Genomic DNA, 16,250 nt, shown 5'->3' with positions numbered 1-16,250 from the left:
GGCGCCGAAAACGGCGCCATCGCAGCTTACTTGGGCTTCGATCAGCCGCGCAGGGCGCCGATCAGCTCGGCCAGCCAGGGTTCGGCATCGCTTTCAGGTGTGACGCTTTCACTGGCGTCCAGGCGCAGCATCGGCAGGACTTCGCGAACACCCAGCTCGCCGAACAACTCACGCATTTGCTCACCCCCTCCGCAGAAGGTATCGCCGTAGCTGGCATCGCCCAGGCCGATCACCGCCCCAGGCAAGCCGCGCCAGGCCGCCGGCAGTTGATCGCGCAGGGCCGAGTACAGCGGTTGCAGGTTGTCCGGCAGCTCGCCCATGCCGGTGGTCGAGGTAACGGCCAGGAGCGCTTCAGGCGCAAAAGCCTGGACATCGGCGAGGGTGGCCCGAGGATTGTGCCAGGTCTGGAAACCGGCCTGATCGAGCAATTCGGCTGCATGCCGGGCAACTTCTTCGGCGGTGCCGTACACCGAGCCGCTAAGGATGGCAACTTTCATCAATCTGTTCCTGAGGCTGAGTAAAAGATTGTGATGTTACCAGTTGAGGAAAAAAAACTGCGATTGCCTCTCAATTAGCCCTGATGGCGAGTGGACAGCCACCCGCCATGTCTTAAAATGTCATGCACCTTTTTCGCTTGAAAGGATTCACCGATGATCAATGCCCAACTGATGCAGATGGTGATCAACGCCTCGAACGATGGAATCGTGATCGCCGAGAAGGAAGGTGATGACGACAACATTCTGATCTACGTGAACCCCGCGTTTGAACGGCTCACCGGCTATAGCGCCGACGAGATTCTTTATCAGGACTGTCGTTTTTTGCAATCTGGTGATCGCGATCAGGCTGGGCTGAGCATCATCCGCGAGACGATTAAACAGGGCGGATCATGCCGTGAAGTGCTGCGCAACTACCGCAAGGACGGTACGCACTTCTGGAATGAGCTGTCGCTTTCAACGATGCACAACAAAAGCGACCAACGGACCTATTTCGTCGGTGTGCAAAAGGACGTCAGCGTACAGGTCAAGGCACAGCAGCGAGTCGAGCAACTGGAAGCACAACTGGCGGAAGTTCAAGCGCAGCTACGGGCACTCAAAGCGACCAGCGGTCAAAACAAGTCCGCCGATTGATGGTCATTAACTACAATCAGCAATAACGCTGTCTCTCTATCATTCCGAGTCCACCATGCACCGCGACGCCCTTCTGACTCAGGATGAGCTCGACTTCATCCAAACCATGCAGCACAACCCGCAACTCAATGTGCGCGATGCGACATCGAGCCTGCTGGTTAATGGGGGCTCACAGATCCGCGACCTGCTGACTCGACTGGCCGCCAACGAGCAAGTGACCATCCAGGCGCAGTTCGAAAACCAGCAAATGACCTTCCCCCTGCATTTGGTGGAGGATGAGTTTCATGCCCTGCATTTGCGCTTGGGCGTACCGATCATTTACGAAGAAGGTCCGATGGTTCGCCCATGGCGCCTGGCGCTGCTCGAACCCGTAGCCCTGGAAAATGCCAGGGGCCAGCCGGGCACGCTGTGGGTGCACGAGGTGTCATTCAAGGGGGTCTTGCTGGAGGTACGCAATCGCACCAAGCCGCCAAAAAGCTTCGCACTGTGGTTCAGCCCTTCAGGCTACGAGCGGATTGCCCTGCACGGTACGTTCGAGCGTGAGACGGAACAGGGCTACTACGCCTATCGGCTCAACCAAAGCGACGCGGACGAAACCGAACGCCTGCGCCAGTACATCCTCCAACAGCACCGCCTGACCCATCCCACCCTGCACCTCTGAGTGTCAAGTATCGAGCGTTCCGGCCAGGAACTGCTGGAGCCGCTGCTGCATCAACACCCCTTCATTGCCCAGGCAGCCAATCGAAGATCCGGCCAGGCTGTCCTGTGCCAGGTCCGACGCATCGCCGGACAACATCAGGCGACATTCCAGGCTCATCGCCAGGCGATTCAGGCGCAGGATGAAGTCGGCGGACGGTGCACGATTGGAAACCAACACCAGCGCCTGCGGCTTGATCTTTTCACAGATCAGGGTCAGTTCATCGAACGGTTTCCCCAGCGCCAACACTCTGACCGCCATCTCGGCACTGCTCAGGTACATGGCCGCCAACAGCAACTCAAGCTCGCGACAGTGCCCATCGATTGCCGCCACCGCGACCCGCACCGGGTTCGATCCGCGCAGAACGACCAGACGCTGCGAGACCCGTGAGCGCAGGAAACCATCGAGCATGACCCATTCGCTGGTTTGTCCGAAATGCTCCTGGTGCTGGAGCAACTGTGTCCACAGCGGCATGAAAATATCCTGGAACACCACGCTCAGCGCATAGGTGGAGAATATCTGGCCGTAGAGACGTCCCAACTCGACATCATCGAAGTCACTCAACGCAACCCTGATTTGCGCTTGCCACTGGGCATAGTCCGCCTGCACCCACTCATTCGGGATAATGCTTGATAGCACCTGGGTGGCCTGGGCCCTGGCCAGGATCCGGCCGACTTTGCTGACCGCCACGCCCCGGCCAATCCAGCCAAGAATGCTGCGGACCCGTTCAATATCGGTCATGGAATACAGGCGATGCCCAGTGTCGGTGCGCGTTGGCTGAATCAGCCCATAACGCCGCTCCCAGGCTCGCAGGGTCACCGGGTTCACGCCTGTCAGGCGCGCGACTTCGCGAATCGGGAACATGGGCTCCTGATCGACTGCAATAGAAGCTTGCAAGGGTTCGAGACGTTCGCGGGTAGAAACCATATGTCCCTGGGAGTCCGTTCGGTTTGGATCCTATTCTATCTCCCAACCATGCCCCTAGTTCAAGCATGGGTTTATCGGTGGGTATCCCTGGTGTATTTACCAGGATCAGGAATAGTCCTCGCGTGCTTTCAAGCGCAGGCCTCCGCCCCAGGCGGCGTTTGGTATGCCTCCTGCCCGCAATCGTGTACGTGTCCTACGCAGATACATGATGTCTACCTCACCCGTGACCCTGATGGTGGCGCGCCGCCTTGTCATCCGGAGCATGGCAAGGCGCCCGGAAGGCGCACGCGCGCTGGAACTTCAGTTATGCTGGGCGCGCATCTAGCCCTCGTGCATGGACCTACTGAAGCTGATCCCCTACACATGAAGAGCCCAATACTTGTCACCGGCGCCAGCAAACGGGTTGGCCTCGAACTGGCCACGACCCTGGCCGAAGCCGGTCATACCGTCATTTGCGTAAGCCGCTCGAAGCACCCCGGCCCCCTGCACGCCAACATGGTGCCGTTCCAGGCCGACCTGCAGCTCAAGAGTGACCGCGATGCGCTGGTCACCTACGTAAAGACTCACTTCGACAGCCTGCGCGCGGTCATCCACAACGCATCGTTGTGGCTGGACGATGGCCTGGACAACCTCAACACCATGTTCAAGTTGCATGTCGAGGCGCCCTATCACCTGAACTTCGAGCTGGCCGAGTGGCTGCTGCGCCTGGATCGGGCCGATATCATCCATATCTGCGACGAGACCTCATCGCGTGGCAGCAAGAGCCACATCGGCTACGCCGCGACCAAGTCCGCCCTGCAAAACATGGTGCTGTCGTTCGCCGAGAAGTACGCGCCGACCATCCGGGTCAACGCCATCCTCCCCGGCCTGCTGATCCTCAAGGAGGACAGCACGCCGCAGTACAGCGCCCGCACCCTGAAGAAAGCCCTGCTCGAATTCGAACCCGGCGCGCAGCCGTTGATCGATGCCGTCATGTTCTTGCTCAACACCCCCTACAGCACCGGAAGCAGCGTCGTGATCAACGGCGGACGCCACCTAAGGAAAGCCCTGTCCCATGATTGATTCGAAAAAGCTGATCTACCTGCCAGGCTGGGCCAAGGTGTTCATCGTTGCCGCCTTTGGCCTGTGCCTGCTCGCCGCCGTGTATGTGTCGCTGGCCTTTGTCGGCGTTCCCGACCACAGCGACTGGATCCTGCTCTCGCTGTCGCTCGCCCAATTGGCGGCGACGGCCCTGGTCCTCAGCCTGATCCTGATCTTCGGCGAACGTGAAGCCAACCTGACGTTCCTGATCAGTAAAACCCACAACTTGCTGCTCAAGAACCTGCCCAAGACCCTTGGCCAGATCAAGGACTCCCACGGCCAGGAACTGACCGTCAGCGTATCGGCCATCAACAACATTTTCGGCGCCAACTACCGCCTGGAGAACAGCAACATCAGGACCAAGATGTGGATCGGCTTCAACGTCGATCGCATCATCGTTGCCTATTACCTCAAGACCAACGAGCCGGTAGACACCCTCAAGGACATCTTCAAGTACACCTTTGGCGGCGCCGAGTCCGTGGGCTACAAAATCAACTACGAACCCGCCACCATCAAAGGCACCGGAGAGCAGGTCCTGTCGATCTGGTGCACATGGCCTGGCATGCAAAACCACAACGACATTTCCAACGAACTGCTCAACAGCCCGGACAAGAAGCTGTTCATCATTCAAGATATCGCCATGATGACGCAGTCGTTCATCCGCACGGCCGAACGCAACGCGGTGGACATTTTCACCGACGCCGACCCTGCCCCCCTGTAGCCTTAGTTGCATTGATGCCTGATCGAGACCCCAAGATGACCGAACAACAACGCCTGGAACTTGAAGCCGCCGCTTTCCGCCGGCTGGTTGCCCATCTGGACAGCCGCAAGGATGTGCAGAACATCGACCTGATGAACCTCTCGGGCTTCTGCCGCAATTGCCTGTCCAAGTGGTACAAGGCGGCGGCCGACGAGCGCCAGATCGAGGTCAGCCTCGATGACGCCCGTGAAGTGGTGTACGGCATGCCGTACGCCGAGTGGAAAGCCCAATACCAGCAAGAAGCCAGCGCCGAACAGCAAGCGGCGTTCGCCAAAGGAAAAACCCATGACTGACCTGAACACCCTGCGCGCCAGCCTCAACAGCGGCGAACATGCATTCGCCGACACCTTGGCCTTCATCGCCGCCGGCTACGACTACCAGCCCCAGGCCTTCAACAACGGTGGCGTGGAAAATGCCGCCGGGCAGAACGAAGGTTCGTGCAAGACCCTGGGCCTGGCCTTGCTCGAAGGTTTGAGCGATGAAGAAGCGCTGCTGGCGTTCGGCGAGCACTACCGTTCGGTGCTGGCGACGCCCGAAGGCAACGATCACAGCAATATCCGGGCACTGATGAGCCATGGGTTGGCCGGCGTGACGTTCCAGGCCCAGCCGCTGCGCCGTCGCTGATTGACCCGCAAAATCACGCAAGCGCTCACACATCCCGACTTTTAGTCCTGACCCGGCGACTTTATTTCGTTTGCCGGGCAACACCGCTCACGGCTTAGATAAAAGGAAGCCCCGTCTTCCTCAGAGTCAGCCATCCATGAGCAGCGATTCCATCAGTCGATCGATCTCCATCGTTCACCCGATCCGTCTCAGCCACGGCAAGAATGCCGAGGTCTGGGACACCGACGGCAAACGCTACATCGATTTTGTCGGCGGTATTGGGGTCCTGAACCTCGGCCATTGCCATCCCAGCATCGTTCAAGCCATTTGTGCGCAAGCCACACGGCTGACCCACTACGCCTTTAATGCCGCACCCCATGCGCCGTACATCGAACTCATGGATCGCCTGGCGGCGTTCATCCCGCTCAGCTACCCGGTCAGCGGCATGCTCACCAACAGCGGCGCCGAAGCAGCGGAAAATGCCCTGAAGATGGTCCGCGGTGCCACCGGGCGCACGGCCGTCATCGCCTTCGATGGCGCCTTCCACGGCCGCACGCTCGCTACCCTCAACCTCAACGGCAAGGTCGCGCCCTACAAGCAGAAAGTCGGGACGCTCCCGGGCCCGGTGTATCACCTGCCCTTCCCCAGCCCGGACAACGACGTCACCTGCGCCGAAGCCCTGAAAGCCCTGGAGCGACTGTTCAGCGTCGAAATCGACATCGATGACGTGGCGTGCTTTATCTTCGAACCGGTGCAGGGCGAAGCGGGATTCCTGGCCATGGATCCGGCGTTCGCCCAGGCATTGCGGCGCTTGTGTGACGAAAAGGGCATCGTGCTGATCGCCGATGAAATCCAGTCAGGCTTCGGCCGCACCGGCCAGCGCTTCGCGTTTTCACGACTGGGCATCGAGCCGGACCTGATCCTGCTGGGCAAGAGCATTGCCGGCGGCGTTCCGCTGGGGGCGGTGGTCGGACGCCAGGCGCTGGTCGACGCCCTGCCCAAGGGCGGCTTGGGCGGCACCTATTCGGGCAACCCCATCGCCTGCGCCGCCGCCCTGGCGACCCTGGACGAGATGAGCGACGCGAACCTGCAAGCCTGGGGGGCGCTGCAGGAAGAGCTGATCCTGCGCCACTACCAGGCCTGGCGCACCGACCACCTTTGCCCGTACCTGGGGCGCTTGACCGGTGTCGGGGCCATGCGCGGCATCGAGTTGATCAACCCCGACGGCACACCGGCCGCCCGGCAATTGACCCAGTTGCTGGCCCTGGCACGCGAGGCCGGGCTGTTGCTGATGCCCAGCGGCAAGTCGCGCCACATCATCCGCCTCCTGGCGCCGCTCACCACGCCAGCCGCCGTACTGGAAGAAGGTCTGGAAATCCTTGGGGCATGCCTGGCCAAACTGACCTGACAGCACGATGCGTTCAGGGACTGACATAGTGAATTATGTTCGCTTGCCGTCCCTGGCTCGGCCCCGTAGAACTGAACCACCTCCCCTTCCATCCAGAGAGATCAATACCCACCACCCACTCTCCACCGAGGCCTGCATGTATCACGACAATATAATTTATAAGAAAAAGTCCAACGACCCTCGGTTCCTGCTCGGTGTAGCCGTCGTGCTGTTCATCGCGGCCTACCTGATGAACCTGGGTAACAGCGCCCTCAGCCATGTCCTGCACCCGCTGCTGGGCAACACCCCCGACAGCCTGACCGCCCGCAACATTGCCATCGGCCTGGCGATTGCCGTCTTCGGCACCCTGAACTTCCACGTGCTTGGGCGCTTGCGGCTCAAGGTGCAGACCACCGTGGTCTGGATCGAGTTGATGATCCTGTTCCTGGCCTTCTTCGACACCTTCGACCTCTCCTACAGCTTCATCTATGACAAGGTCGGCTTCCTGATCATCCAGGGCGCCGCCACGACCTTGTACATCTCCGCCGTGGCGATCGTGATTGCCTTCGTGCTGGCCTTGATCGGCGCGGTGGCCAAGCTGTCGAACAACGGCCTGGCCAATGCCCTGGCCTCGTTCTACACCTCGTTCTTTCGCGGCGTGCCGCTGCTGATCCAGATCTACCTGATTTACCTGGGGCTGCCGCAACTGGGTTACGTGGTCGACGCCGTGCCGGCCGGCATCCTGGCGCTGTCCCTGTGCTACGGCGCCTACATGACCGAGATCTTCCGCGCGGGCATCCAGAGTATTCCGGTCGGCCAGTGGGAAGCCTCACGGGCGCTGAACATCAGTCCATTCAAGACCCTGAGCCGGGTGATCATGCCGCAAGCCTTGCGCGTGATCATTCCGCCGACCGGCAACCAGTTCATCGCCATGCTCAAGGACAGCTCGTTGGTCTCGGTGATCGGCGTCTGGGAGCTGATGTACCTGGCCAAGACCCAAGGCCGCGCCGACTTCCGTCACCTGGAGATGCTGATCACCGCCGCGATGATTTACTGGGCGCTGTCGTTCATCCTCGAACGGGTCCAGGCGCGTATCGAAAAGCGGGTCAACCGCTCCACTGCAAGGGGTTGAGACCTGATGACTCGGACCAATACCGCTGAACGAATCGACCTGGCGTCTCTTCCCGAAGCCAGCCCGACGATGATTTCCATTGCCGGACTGAACAAGTGGTACGGCAACTTCCACGCCTTGCGCGACGTCGACTTGCGCGTGGCCACCGGGGAAATCCTGGTGGTGTGCGGGCCGTCCGGCTCGGGCAAGTCGACGATGATTCGCTGCATCAATCACCTGGAGAGCTTCCAGAAAGGCCACATCCAGGTCAACGGCATCACCCTGACCAGCGAAGCGGAAAGTGTGCATGCCGTGCGCCAGGAAATCGGCATGGTGTTCCAGAGCTTCAACCTGTTCCCGCACTTGAGCGTGATGGACAACCTGACCCTGGCGCCACAACTGGTCCTGGGCCTATCGAGCGCCGAAGCGCAAAAGCGCGCCCTGGTGTACCTGCAACGGGTGCGCATTGCCGAGCACGCCGACAAGTACCCGGCCCAGTTATCCGGAGGCCAGCAACAGCGTGTCGCGATTGCCCGGGCGCTGTGCATGAACCCCAAGGTGATGCTGTTCGACGAGCCCACCTCGGCGCTGGACCCGGAAATGGTCCACGAAGTGCTGGACGTGATGGGCGAGTTGGCCACCGACGGCATGACCATGATTTGCGTGACCCACGAAATGGGCTTTGCCAGCAAGGTCGCTGACCGCGTGCTGTTCATGGACCAGGGCCAGGTGATTGAACAGGCCACCCCCGCCGAATTCTTCAACAACCCACAGACCGAACGGGCGCAGAAGTTTCTGTCGCAGATCATCGGTCACTGAAAACGCTGTCCCCCATAACTATAACGAGACTCGGAGATAGACATGCTCAGAACCACACGCGTGATTACCCTCGCCGCCACGATGTCACTGCTGTTCGTCGGCGCCGCCAATGCCGGGGCCGTGCTGGACAAGATCCAGGACACCAAGACCATGACCGTCGCGACCTCGGCGATCTGGCCACCGCAAGGCTTCATCAACGACAAGAATGAAATCGATGGCTTCGACATCGACGTCTCCAAGGAGATCGCCAAGCGCCTGGGCGTCGAGGTCAAGTTCATTACCCCGGACTGGGACGTGATCACCGCCGGCAAGTGGAACGGGCGCTGGGACATGTCCGTGGGTTCGATGACCGCGACCCAGAGCCGCGCGCGGATCCTCGACTTCCCCGCCACTTACTACTACGTGCCTTACGTGTTCGCGGTGCACAAGGACTCCAAACTCACCGATCACAAGGCGCTCAACGGCAAGACCATCGGCGTCGAAGGCGGCACCACCTCCGAGGACTACCTCAACGAGAAACTCGCCATCGAAACCACGGACGTGCCGCCCGTTACCTACGACGTCAAGGCCGGGAAAATGAAAACCTATTCCGGATCGCTCGCGCCGCTGGACGACCTGCGCCTGGGTGATGGTGTGCGCCTGGACGCCATCCTGACCCAGCAAAGTACGCTGGAGGCGGCCATCAAGAAAAACTACCCACTGCGCGCCATCGACAACGACGTGGTGTTCTACGAACCGCTGGCGATTGCCACCGACAAGGGTGATCCGGAACTGAAGGCCAAGCTCGGTGAAATCATCACCGACATGCACAAGGACGGCACCCTGACCAAACTGTCGACCAAGTGGTATGGCGTCGACTACTCGACGGTCAAGTAACCCTTCCCTGTAGGAGCGAGCTTGCTCGCGAAGACGGTAGATCAGCCAACTTCGAGGCTGAAGGCAATACCGTTTTCGCGAGCCGGCTCGCGCCCACGGACCGCGTACCTATCCGGCATCGCGGTTTGCCCCCATCCACAGCAGATGCCGTCACTTCCCAAGGATTGAGCATGTCCTTTCCCACCACCTGGTACTCCCAAACCTCAGTGCCGCGCGCCGCCAGACCCGCCCTGAACAGCCATGAGCACTGCGACGTCTGCATCATCGGCGCAGGTATCGCGGGCCTCACGGCCGCACTGGAGCTAAGCCAGCGCGGCAAACGCGTGATCATCCTCGACGCCCAGCACGTGGCCTGGGGCGCATCCGGGCGCAACGGCGGCGTGGTCTCGCCAGGCTGGGCGCAAGGTTCTGGGGCGATTCGTAAAAAGCTCGGGCTGGAACACGCCAGGACGCTGTTCCAAATGTCCGCCGAAGGTGTAGAGATCGTGCGGCGCAACATCACCGAACTGGCCCTGAGCGGTTGTGCGCCCTCTGCCGGCACGATTCGGGTCAAGCGCTACGACGACAGGGCGGGCGTGAAAGCCCACATCGACACCATGCGCCGCGACTTCGGCTATGAACTCAACTTCCTCGACACCCCGCAGGTCCGTGAGCGCGCCCACACCTTGCGCTACTTCCAGGGTGTCGAAGACCCCAATGCCCTGCACTTTCACCCGCTCAATTACTGCCTGGGCCTGGCCCTGGCGATTGAAGCCGCGGGTGGCCGAATATTCGAACAGTCGAAAATGCTCGCCTGGCACCGTGAGGGCGCCGACAAGATCGTCACCACCGCTCAGGGCAGTGTGCGCTGTCAGGACCTGGTGTTCTGCGCGGGCGGCTACGGCGGCCCGGAACTGCAAAAGCTCAGCCGGGCCTACCTGCCCATCGCCACCTACGTGGTGCTGACGGAGCACTTGGGTGACGCCATCAAAACCGTCCTGGATTCAGGCGCCGCATTCTCCGACGACCGCCGGGCCTCGGACTACTACCGCGTTGTCGAAGGCGACCGCCTGCTGTGGGGAGGACGCATCACCACCCGCAACGAACAGGACGAACAGACCCTGGCCGCCATGCTCAAGGCCGACATGGTCGCGGTCTATCCGCAACTGGCCAACGTGAACATCGAACTGGCCTGGTCCGGGCTGATGGGCTATTCCACCAACAAGATGCCCAACCTCGGATTGCTGGAGCCGGGTGTCTGGGCCTGCACGTCATTTGGCGGCCACGGCCTGAACACCGGCTCGATTGGTGGCCGGGTCATCGCCGAGGCGGTCTGCGGGGAGAGTGCCCGCCATGAACGGTTCAAGCCGTACTTGCTGGACTGGAATGGCGGTCCATTCGGGCGCGTCGCCGCCAACGCCATCTATCAGTCGTTGAAGGTCATGGACTTCGTACAGGAACGCCTGCGCGGCTGATTCAGGCCAGGAAGACCGGCAAACAGCTATCGCCTAAAACCCGAGACGCTTGCTGGCCATACACCCCCCTGTAGCGCGCATAAAAAATGCCCGCATCTTTCGATACGGGCATTTTCTTTGGCTCAGCTGCGACAGCTATCTGTTCACACCGCCTGCAGCCGACGCTTGGACTTCAACGCCCTCAGGACTTGGCGCTCTGCAGGTTGTCCAGGTAACGCTCGGCGTCCAGTGCGGCCATGCAGCCGGCGCCGGCCGAGGTGATTGCCTGGCGGTACACGTGGTCAGCCACGTCGCCTGCGGCAAAGATGCCTTCGAGGCTGGTTGCGGTGGCATTGCCGTCACGGCCGCCCTGCACCACCAGGTAACCGTCCTTGAGGGTCAACTGACCTTCGAACAGCGAGGTGTTCGGCGTGTGGCCGATGGCGATGAACACGCCGTCGACGGTCAACTCGTCGAAGCTGCCGTCGTTGTTCTTCAAGCGTGCGCCGGTCACACCCATGTTATCGCCCAGGACTTCGTCCAGGGTGGCATTGAGCTTGAGGATGATCTTGCCTTCGGCCACACGGGCGTTCAGCTTGTCGATCAGGATCTTCTCGGCGCGGAAGGTTTCACGGCGATGAACCAGGGTCACGGTGCTGGCGATGTTGGCCAGGTACAGTGCTTCTTCCACGGCGGTGTTGCCGCCACCGACTACGGCGACCGGCTTGTTGCGATAGAAGAAACCGTCGCAGGTGGCGCAGGCCGACACGCCTTTGCCCATGAACGCTTCTTCCGACGGCAGGCCCAAGTAGCGGGCGCTGGCGCCGGTGGCAATGATCAGCGCGTCACAGGTGTAGGTGCCGTTGTCACCGGTCAGGGTGTAAGGCTTGGCGGCGAAGTCGACGGCGTTGATGTGGTCGAACACGATTTCGGTCTCGAAACGCTCGGCGTGCTCTTTCATCCGCTCCATCAGCGCCGGGCCGGTCAAGCCGTGGACGTCGCCTGGCCAGTTGTCGACTTCGGTGGTGGTGGTCAATTGACCGCCAGCCTGCATGCCGGTGATCAGTAGCGGCTTGAGGTTGGCGCGGGCAGCATAGACGGCAGCGCTGTAACCGGCAGGGCCGGAACCGAGAATAATCACTCGCGAATGACGTACATCAGACATGACGAACTCCTATCGACCGGCCGGTACCACCTGGCGCGGAATGCCGGAAACCGGCTGGAATTAAAAATGGACCGCACCGGCACGTGGGGACGCGCCTTGATGGGACAGCCCTGAAAAATAATGGGTGCAGCTTATCGAGGAGGCGAAGATTAAGGAAATACGGTTTAACAATCCAGCTCATAGGCGGTCTCTATCCCCAAGCGGCTGATTTATCGGCGCCTTTGTTACAGTTAATGTCGATACTTGCACCACGCTTTCGCCTGCCAGGCAAAGTCGGTAAGGTCGGCGCGGTTTCCCCCATTGCCCGGAGCACCCTATGCCCGCCCCCGTTCTGTCTGGCCCGCAATACCTGCGCGAAGGCCTCAAGCTGGTCTTGAGCCCTGGCCTGCGCCTGTTTGTCCTGTTGCCACTGGCCATCAACCTGGTGCTGTTCGTCGGCTTGATCTACCTGGCCGGTCATCAGTTCAGCCTCTGGGTCAACACCCTGATGCCGTCCCTGCCGGGCTGGCTGAGCTTTCTCAACTACGTGTTGTGGCCGCTGTTCGTGGTGCTGGTGGCGTTGATGGTGTTTTTCACCTTCACGATGCTGGCCAACGTGATCGCCGCCCCGTTCAACGGATTTCTCGCCGAGAAAGTCGAAGTCGTGGTGCGTGGCACCGATGATTTCCCGGCCTTCAGCTGGGGTGAACTGGCCGCCATGGTCCCGCGTACCCTGGCCCGGGAAATGCGCAAGCTCGGTTATTTCCTGCCCCGGGCACTGGCGTTGTTCATTCTCTCGTTCATCCCGGTGGTCAACCTGATCGCCGCCCCCCTGTGGTTGATTTTTGGGGTGTGGATGATGGCAATCCAGTACATCGACTACCCGGCCGACAACCACAAGCTGGGCTGGAACGAGATGCTCGCCTGGCTGCGCGCGAAGCGCTGGCAGAGCATGAGTTTTGGCGGGATCGTCTATCTGGTGCTGCTGATCCCGGTGCTCAACATCCTGATGATGCCCGCCGCCGTGGCCGGCGCAACCTTGTTCTGGGTACGCGAACGCGGCGCGGAGGCACTCGCCGCCAAACACGGCTGAGCCGTCACAGATCCATCATCCAACTGCCACAATGACGACATGGCCTCAGCCGACACTGAGGTCATGACGACAGCCCTGCATATCAGCCTGATCACCGAAACCTTCCCTCCGGAAATCAACGGCGTGGCCAACACCCTTGGCCGCCTGTGCGACGGCCTGCGCGCGCGCGGGCATCACGTCGAGCTGGTGCGACCGCGCCAGGACGGCGACCTGGCCATCAGCGGCGGTGCTGAACTGCTGCTGTGCCGTGGCTGGCCACTGCCGGGGTATCCGGGGCTGCAATGGGGCCAGTCGTCGATGCACACCTTCCTCAGGCGCTGGCAGCAGCAGCGCCCGGACGTGCTGTACATCGCCACCGAAGGGCCTTTGGGCTTGTCTGCCCTGCGTGCCGCCCGGCGCCTGGGAATTGCCGTGGTCAGCGGGTTTCACACCAACTTCCAGCAGTATTCCAACCTATATGGCCTCGGGCTGTTGACCCGGTTGCTGACCCACTACCTGCGCGGGTTCCACAACCGCTCGCAACTGACCCTGGTGCCCAGTGCCAGCCAGCAACTGGAGTTGGAGCGCCGGCACTTCGAGCGCCTGGCCTTGCTGTCCCGGGGGGTGGACAGCCAACTGTTCAACCCGGCCAAACGCCTGCCCGCTTTACGTGAAAGCTGGGGGTTGGGGAGCGAGGATACGGCGGTCATCCACGTCGGCCGGCTCGCCCCGGAAAAAAACCTCGGGCTGCTCAAACGGTGCTTCCAGCACTTGCAATCGACTTATCCACAGCGCCGGATGAAGCTGATCGTGGTCGGTGACGGACCGCAGCGCGCCGCCCTGGAACAGTCCCTGCCCGACGCCATCTTCTGCGGCGCACAGCGGGGCGAAGCCCTGGCCTGCCACTATGCCTCGGGGGATGTGTTCGTGTTTCCCAGCCTGACTGAAACCTTCGGCAACGTGGTGCTGGAGGCGCTGGCGTCTGGCCTGGGGGTGGTGGCCTACGACCAGGCGGCCGCCGCGCAGCACATTCGCCACGGTTACACCGGTGTGTCGGCGATGCCGGGGGATGAACAAGCGTTCTGCGAGGCGGCCGGTTGGCTGCTGGAAGAAGCGGAGACCTTGCGCTGCATTCGACTCAACGCCCGCCAGCACGCCAGCCGACAAGGCTGGGGGACGATCATCGAACAATTCGAGGGACATTTGCGCGGGGCCTGTACCGGGGAGCAGGTGCTCGCCGATGCGGCCACCTCAAGCTGATCTCCGGTGTGGCTGACACCGCCTTCGCGAGCAGGCTCGCTCCCACAAGGTCCTTCGTCGTGACATAGAAAGTGCCTACGCCTGCGACCTCTGTGGGAGCGAGCCCGCTCGCGAAAAGGCCCTAGCTGACCGCGCGCTTACACCAGCGTCATCAACGCCTCGCGACTGAACGCCTGGATGTCCTCTTCACGGCCATCGCGCACTTTTTGTGCCCAATCCGGGTCGACCAGCAACGCACGCCCCACCGCCACCAGGTCGAACTCCTCGTTGTTCAGGCGCTCCAGCAGGTTCTCCAGGCTGGCCGGCTGTGCGACTTTGTCGGTGTTGACCATGAATTGAAGGAACTCGCCGTCCAATCCGACGCTGCCGACGGTAATGGTCGGTTTGCCGGTCAGCTTGCGGGTCCAGCCCGCCAGGTTCAGAGGCGAACCCTCGAACTCAGGCTCCCAGAAACGGCGTGTCGAGCAATGGAAAATGTCCACCCCCGCGTCCGACAACGGCTGGAGAAATTCGCCCAGTGCCTCAGGGGTCTGTACCAGGCGCGCCGTGTAGTCCTGCTGCTTCCACTGGGAGAAACGCAAGATGATCGGGAACCCTTCGCCGACTGCCGCGCGCACCGCCTGGATCAGCTCGATGGCAAACCGCGAGCGATTGGCCAGGCTCCCGCCATATTCGTCAGTGCGCTGGTTGCTGCCCTCCCAGAAGAACTGGTCCACCAGGTAGCCGTGGGCGCCGTGGATCTCCACGCCATCCATGCCGATGCGTTGTGCATCCTTGGCGGCCTGGGCGAACGCGGCGATCACGTCCTGGATGTCTTGGTGGGTCATGCCGTGCACCACGACCTGGCCGTCCTTGGTTTTCTCCGAGGGTCCGTAGCCGGGCACCGTGGCATCCGGCTCAGTGCCGATACGCCGCACGCTGCCGACGTGCCACAACTGGGGCACGATCTTGCCACCCTCGGCGTGCACGGCATCGACCACTTTTTTCCAGCCGGCCAAGGCCGCTTCGCCGTAGAAGTGCGGGACGTTCGGATAACCGTTGGACGCCTTATGCGCCACGGTCGTGCCCTCGGTGATGATCAAGCCCACGCCGGCCGCCGCGCGACGGCGGTAGTACTCGATCACTTTCGAATTCGGTACGCCACCCGGGGAAAACGAACGGGTCATCGGCGCCATCACCACACGACTTGGCAACGCCAGGCCGCCGAGGTTGAACGGTTTGAACAAGGCTTTTACAGGCATGGGTCACTCCACGGGGACGCGTCATTTATGACGGCGATAATATGGAGCGCGCGCCGCGATGCACAGCACTATTGATTTGATTGATTAAGGCTTAAAAGTCTGTGGGCGCCCAATGGGCTATCGCCAGCACGCCGGGCGCCCACAAAGGGGAGATCAGCTCAACGCTTTTTCGATGGCCTGAACGATCGTCGGATCATCGGGTGCGGTGCGCGGCGAGAACCGTGCCAGTACGCGACCGTCCTTGCCCAGCAGGAACTTCTCGAAGTTCCAGGTAATGTCACCCGGGAACTCGGCGCCCTCGCCCGCCAGCAGGCGGTAGAGCTGATGACGATCATGGCCGTTGACGTCCAGCTTGCTGGACAACGGAAAGGTCACGCCATAGTTAAGGCTGCAGAACGTCTTGATCTCATCCTCAGAGCCCGGTTCCTGCCCGGCAAACTGGTTGCAGGGCAATCCCAGCACGCTGAAGCCTTGATCCTTGTATTGCTGATAGAGGTTTTCCAGAGCCGCGTACTGTGGGGTCAACCCACATTTGGAGGCGACGTTGACCACCAGCACCACCTGCCCGTTGAAAGGTGCCAGAGGCAATGCCTGGCCATCCAACGCTTTTAATGTAAGGTCGTGAAAAGCACTCATGACGAACTCCAAATATCCCGTGTTTTTCTCGAAACAGCCTTTCAACCGTACAGAATCCAGGCGAGCAGCATCTTTCG

The 16,250-nt window shown here is 61.2% G+C and carries 18 protein-coding genes; 13 read left to right on the top strand and 5 right to left on the bottom strand.

Going from position 1 to position 16,250, the window contains the following annotated elements; all coding sequences use genetic code 11:
* Positions 1–41: 41 nt before the first annotated feature.
* The gene (locus BMW74_RS00435; protein WP_093411999.1) at positions 42–497 is read right to left on the bottom strand and encodes a flavodoxin; all 456 of its coding nucleotides are present in this window, start codon (positions 495–497) and stop codon (positions 42–44) included.
* Between the two features lie 153 nt (positions 498–650).
* On the opposite strand from BMW74_RS00435, the gene BMW74_RS00430 reads away from it, so the two are divergent.
* A complete protein-coding gene (locus BMW74_RS00430) occupies positions 651–1,127 on the top strand; it encodes a PAS domain-containing protein (protein WP_093411996.1) in 477 nt (158 codons plus the stop codon).
* Positions 1,128–1,182: 55 nt separating this feature from the next.
* Positions 1,183–1,788 carry a hypothetical protein gene (locus BMW74_RS00425; RefSeq protein ID WP_093411993.1) on the top strand — a complete coding sequence of 202 codons (606 nt, stop codon included), beginning with the start codon at positions 1,183–1,185 and terminating at the stop codon, positions 1,786–1,788.
* Between the two features lie 3 nt (positions 1,789–1,791).
* Here the strand turns inward: BMW74_RS00425 and BMW74_RS00420 are convergent, their stop codons facing one another.
* Positions 1,792–2,751: a MerR family transcriptional regulator gene (locus BMW74_RS00420; protein ID WP_093411990.1), complete on the bottom strand. Its 960-nt coding sequence runs from the start codon at positions 2,749–2,751 to the stop codon at positions 1,792–1,794.
* 363 nt (positions 2,752–3,114) lie between these two features.
* Between BMW74_RS00420 and folM the strand changes: the two genes are divergently transcribed.
* From folM to BMW74_RS00380, 9 genes are all read left to right on the top strand, one after another.
* On the top strand, positions 3,115–3,813 hold the full coding sequence (gene folM / locus BMW74_RS00415; protein WP_093411987.1) for a dihydromonapterin reductase: 699 nt from the start codon (positions 3,115–3,117) through the stop codon (positions 3,811–3,813).
* Positions 3,806–4,552 (top strand): hypothetical protein, encoded by a 747-nt coding sequence (locus tag BMW74_RS24475; RefSeq protein ID WP_139208346.1) that lies wholly within the window; start codon positions 3,806–3,808, stop codon positions 4,550–4,552. The genes folM and BMW74_RS24475 overlap by 8 nt, the downstream gene beginning before the upstream one ends.
* 35 nt (positions 4,553–4,587) lie before the next feature.
* Complete coding sequence (locus BMW74_RS24470) at positions 4,588–4,884, top strand: DUF1244 domain-containing protein (RefSeq protein ID WP_139208345.1); 297 nt, start codon at positions 4,588–4,590, stop codon at positions 4,882–4,884.
* Entirely contained in the window at positions 4,877–5,215 is a 339-nt protein-coding gene (locus BMW74_RS00405; RefSeq protein ID WP_175479131.1) for a HopJ type III effector protein, read from the top strand. The genes BMW74_RS24470 and BMW74_RS00405 overlap by 8 nt, the downstream gene beginning before the upstream one ends.
* A 136-nt stretch (positions 5,216–5,351) precedes the next feature.
* Positions 5,352–6,602 carry a 2-aminoadipate transaminase gene (locus tag BMW74_RS00400; protein WP_093411980.1) on the top strand — a complete coding sequence of 417 codons (1,251 nt, stop codon included), beginning with the start codon at positions 5,352–5,354 and terminating at the stop codon, positions 6,600–6,602.
* 136 nt (positions 6,603–6,738) lie between these two features.
* The gene (locus BMW74_RS00395) at positions 6,739–7,713 is read left to right on the top strand and encodes an amino acid ABC transporter permease (RefSeq protein WP_093411977.1); all 975 of its coding nucleotides are present in this window, start codon (positions 6,739–6,741) and stop codon (positions 7,711–7,713) included.
* A 69-nt stretch (positions 7,714–7,782) separates the two neighbouring features.
* A complete protein-coding gene (locus BMW74_RS00390) occupies positions 7,783–8,511 on the top strand; it encodes an amino acid ABC transporter ATP-binding protein (protein ID WP_093413397.1) in 729 nt (242 codons plus the stop codon).
* A gap of 42 nt (positions 8,512–8,553) precedes the next feature.
* Complete coding sequence (locus BMW74_RS00385; protein WP_093411974.1) at positions 8,554–9,387, top strand: transporter substrate-binding domain-containing protein; 834 nt, start codon at positions 8,554–8,556, stop codon at positions 9,385–9,387.
* Between the two features lie 170 nt (positions 9,388–9,557).
* Complete coding sequence (locus BMW74_RS00380) at positions 9,558–10,841, top strand: NAD(P)/FAD-dependent oxidoreductase (RefSeq protein WP_093411971.1); 1,284 nt, start codon at positions 9,558–9,560, stop codon at positions 10,839–10,841.
* A gap of 181 nt (positions 10,842–11,022) precedes the next feature.
* Here the strand turns inward: BMW74_RS00380 and trxB are convergent, their stop codons facing one another.
* Complete coding sequence (gene trxB, locus BMW74_RS00375) at positions 11,023–11,985, bottom strand: thioredoxin-disulfide reductase (RefSeq protein WP_093411968.1); 963 nt, start codon at positions 11,983–11,985, stop codon at positions 11,023–11,025.
* A gap of 316 nt (positions 11,986–12,301) precedes the next feature.
* Between trxB and cysZ the strand changes: the two genes are divergently transcribed.
* Both cysZ and BMW74_RS00360 read left to right on the top strand, forming a co-directional pair.
* Entirely contained in the window at positions 12,302–13,057 is a 756-nt protein-coding gene (gene cysZ / locus BMW74_RS00365; protein ID WP_093411965.1) for a sulfate transporter CysZ, read from the top strand.
* Positions 13,058–13,096: 39 nt separating this feature from the next.
* Positions 13,097–14,296 carry a glycosyltransferase family 4 protein gene (locus BMW74_RS00360; RefSeq protein ID WP_093411962.1) on the top strand — a complete coding sequence of 400 codons (1,200 nt, stop codon included), beginning with the start codon at positions 13,097–13,099 and terminating at the stop codon, positions 14,294–14,296.
* 137 nt (positions 14,297–14,433) lie between these two features.
* On the opposite strand, the gene BMW74_RS00355 is transcribed toward BMW74_RS00360, so the two are convergent.
* A complete protein-coding gene (locus tag BMW74_RS00355; RefSeq protein WP_093411959.1) occupies positions 14,434–15,537 on the bottom strand; it encodes an NADH:flavin oxidoreductase in 1,104 nt (367 codons plus the stop codon).
* Positions 15,538–15,690: 153 nt separating this feature from the next.
* Complete coding sequence (locus BMW74_RS00350) at positions 15,691–16,173, bottom strand: glutathione peroxidase (protein WP_093411956.1); 483 nt, start codon at positions 16,171–16,173, stop codon at positions 15,691–15,693.
* Positions 16,174–16,250 lie beyond the last annotated feature (77 nt).

The sequence above is a fragment of the Pseudomonas sp. ok272 genome (assembly GCF_900109995.1).
In the GTDB taxonomy this organism is placed as follows: Bacteria; Pseudomonadota; Gammaproteobacteria; order Pseudomonadales; family Pseudomonadaceae; genus Aquipseudomonas.
The sequence above is the reverse complement of the archived record's forward strand: the minus strand, read 5'-3'. Positions and strand labels throughout refer to the sequence as shown.

What these genes read in the sequence shown, in the direction of transcription:
- BMW74_RS00435 (WP_093411999.1), bottom strand. Translation starts at nt 497, where the DNA reads ATGAAAGTTGCCATCCTTAGCGGCTCGGTGTACGGCACCGCCGAAGAA.
- BMW74_RS00420 (WP_093411990.1), bottom strand. Translation starts at nt 2,751, where the DNA reads ATGGTTTCTACCCGCGAACGTCTCGAACCCTTGCAAGCTTCTATTGCA.
- BMW74_RS00390 (WP_093413397.1), top strand. Translation starts at nt 7,783, where the DNA reads ATGATTTCCATTGCCGGACTGAACAAGTGGTACGGCAACTTCCACGCC.
- BMW74_RS00360 (WP_093411962.1), top strand. Translation starts at nt 13,097, where the DNA reads ATGGCCTCAGCCGACACTGAGGTCATGACGACAGCCCTGCATATCAGC.
- BMW74_RS00430 (WP_093411996.1), top strand. Translation starts at nt 651, where the DNA reads ATGATCAATGCCCAACTGATGCAGATGGTGATCAACGCCTCGAACGAT.
- trxB (WP_093411968.1), bottom strand. Translation starts at nt 11,985, where the DNA reads ATGTCTGATGTACGTCATTCGCGAGTGATTATTCTCGGTTCCGGCCCT.
- BMW74_RS00425 (WP_093411993.1), top strand. Translation starts at nt 1,183, where the DNA reads ATGCACCGCGACGCCCTTCTGACTCAGGATGAGCTCGACTTCATCCAA.
- BMW74_RS00380 (WP_093411971.1), top strand. Translation starts at nt 9,558, where the DNA reads ATGTCCTTTCCCACCACCTGGTACTCCCAAACCTCAGTGCCGCGCGCC.
- BMW74_RS24470 (WP_139208345.1), top strand. Translation starts at nt 4,588, where the DNA reads ATGACCGAACAACAACGCCTGGAACTTGAAGCCGCCGCTTTCCGCCGG.
- BMW74_RS00350 (WP_093411956.1), bottom strand. Translation starts at nt 16,173, where the DNA reads ATGAGTGCTTTTCACGACCTTACATTAAAAGCGTTGGATGGCCAGGCA.
- BMW74_RS00385 (WP_093411974.1), top strand. Translation starts at nt 8,554, where the DNA reads ATGCTCAGAACCACACGCGTGATTACCCTCGCCGCCACGATGTCACTG.
- folM (WP_093411987.1), top strand. Translation starts at nt 3,115, where the DNA reads ATGAAGAGCCCAATACTTGTCACCGGCGCCAGCAAACGGGTTGGCCTC.
- BMW74_RS00400 (WP_093411980.1), top strand. Translation starts at nt 5,352, where the DNA reads ATGAGCAGCGATTCCATCAGTCGATCGATCTCCATCGTTCACCCGATC.
- BMW74_RS00405 (WP_175479131.1), top strand. Translation starts at nt 4,877, where the DNA reads ATGACTGACCTGAACACCCTGCGCGCCAGCCTCAACAGCGGCGAACAT.
- BMW74_RS00395 (WP_093411977.1), top strand. Translation starts at nt 6,739, where the DNA reads ATGTATCACGACAATATAATTTATAAGAAAAAGTCCAACGACCCTCGG.
- BMW74_RS24475 (WP_139208346.1), top strand. Translation starts at nt 3,806, where the DNA reads ATGATTGATTCGAAAAAGCTGATCTACCTGCCAGGCTGGGCCAAGGTG.
- cysZ (WP_093411965.1), top strand. Translation starts at nt 12,302, where the DNA reads ATGCCCGCCCCCGTTCTGTCTGGCCCGCAATACCTGCGCGAAGGCCTC.
- BMW74_RS00355 (WP_093411959.1), bottom strand. Translation starts at nt 15,537, where the DNA reads ATGCCTGTAAAAGCCTTGTTCAAACCGTTCAACCTCGGCGGCCTGGCG.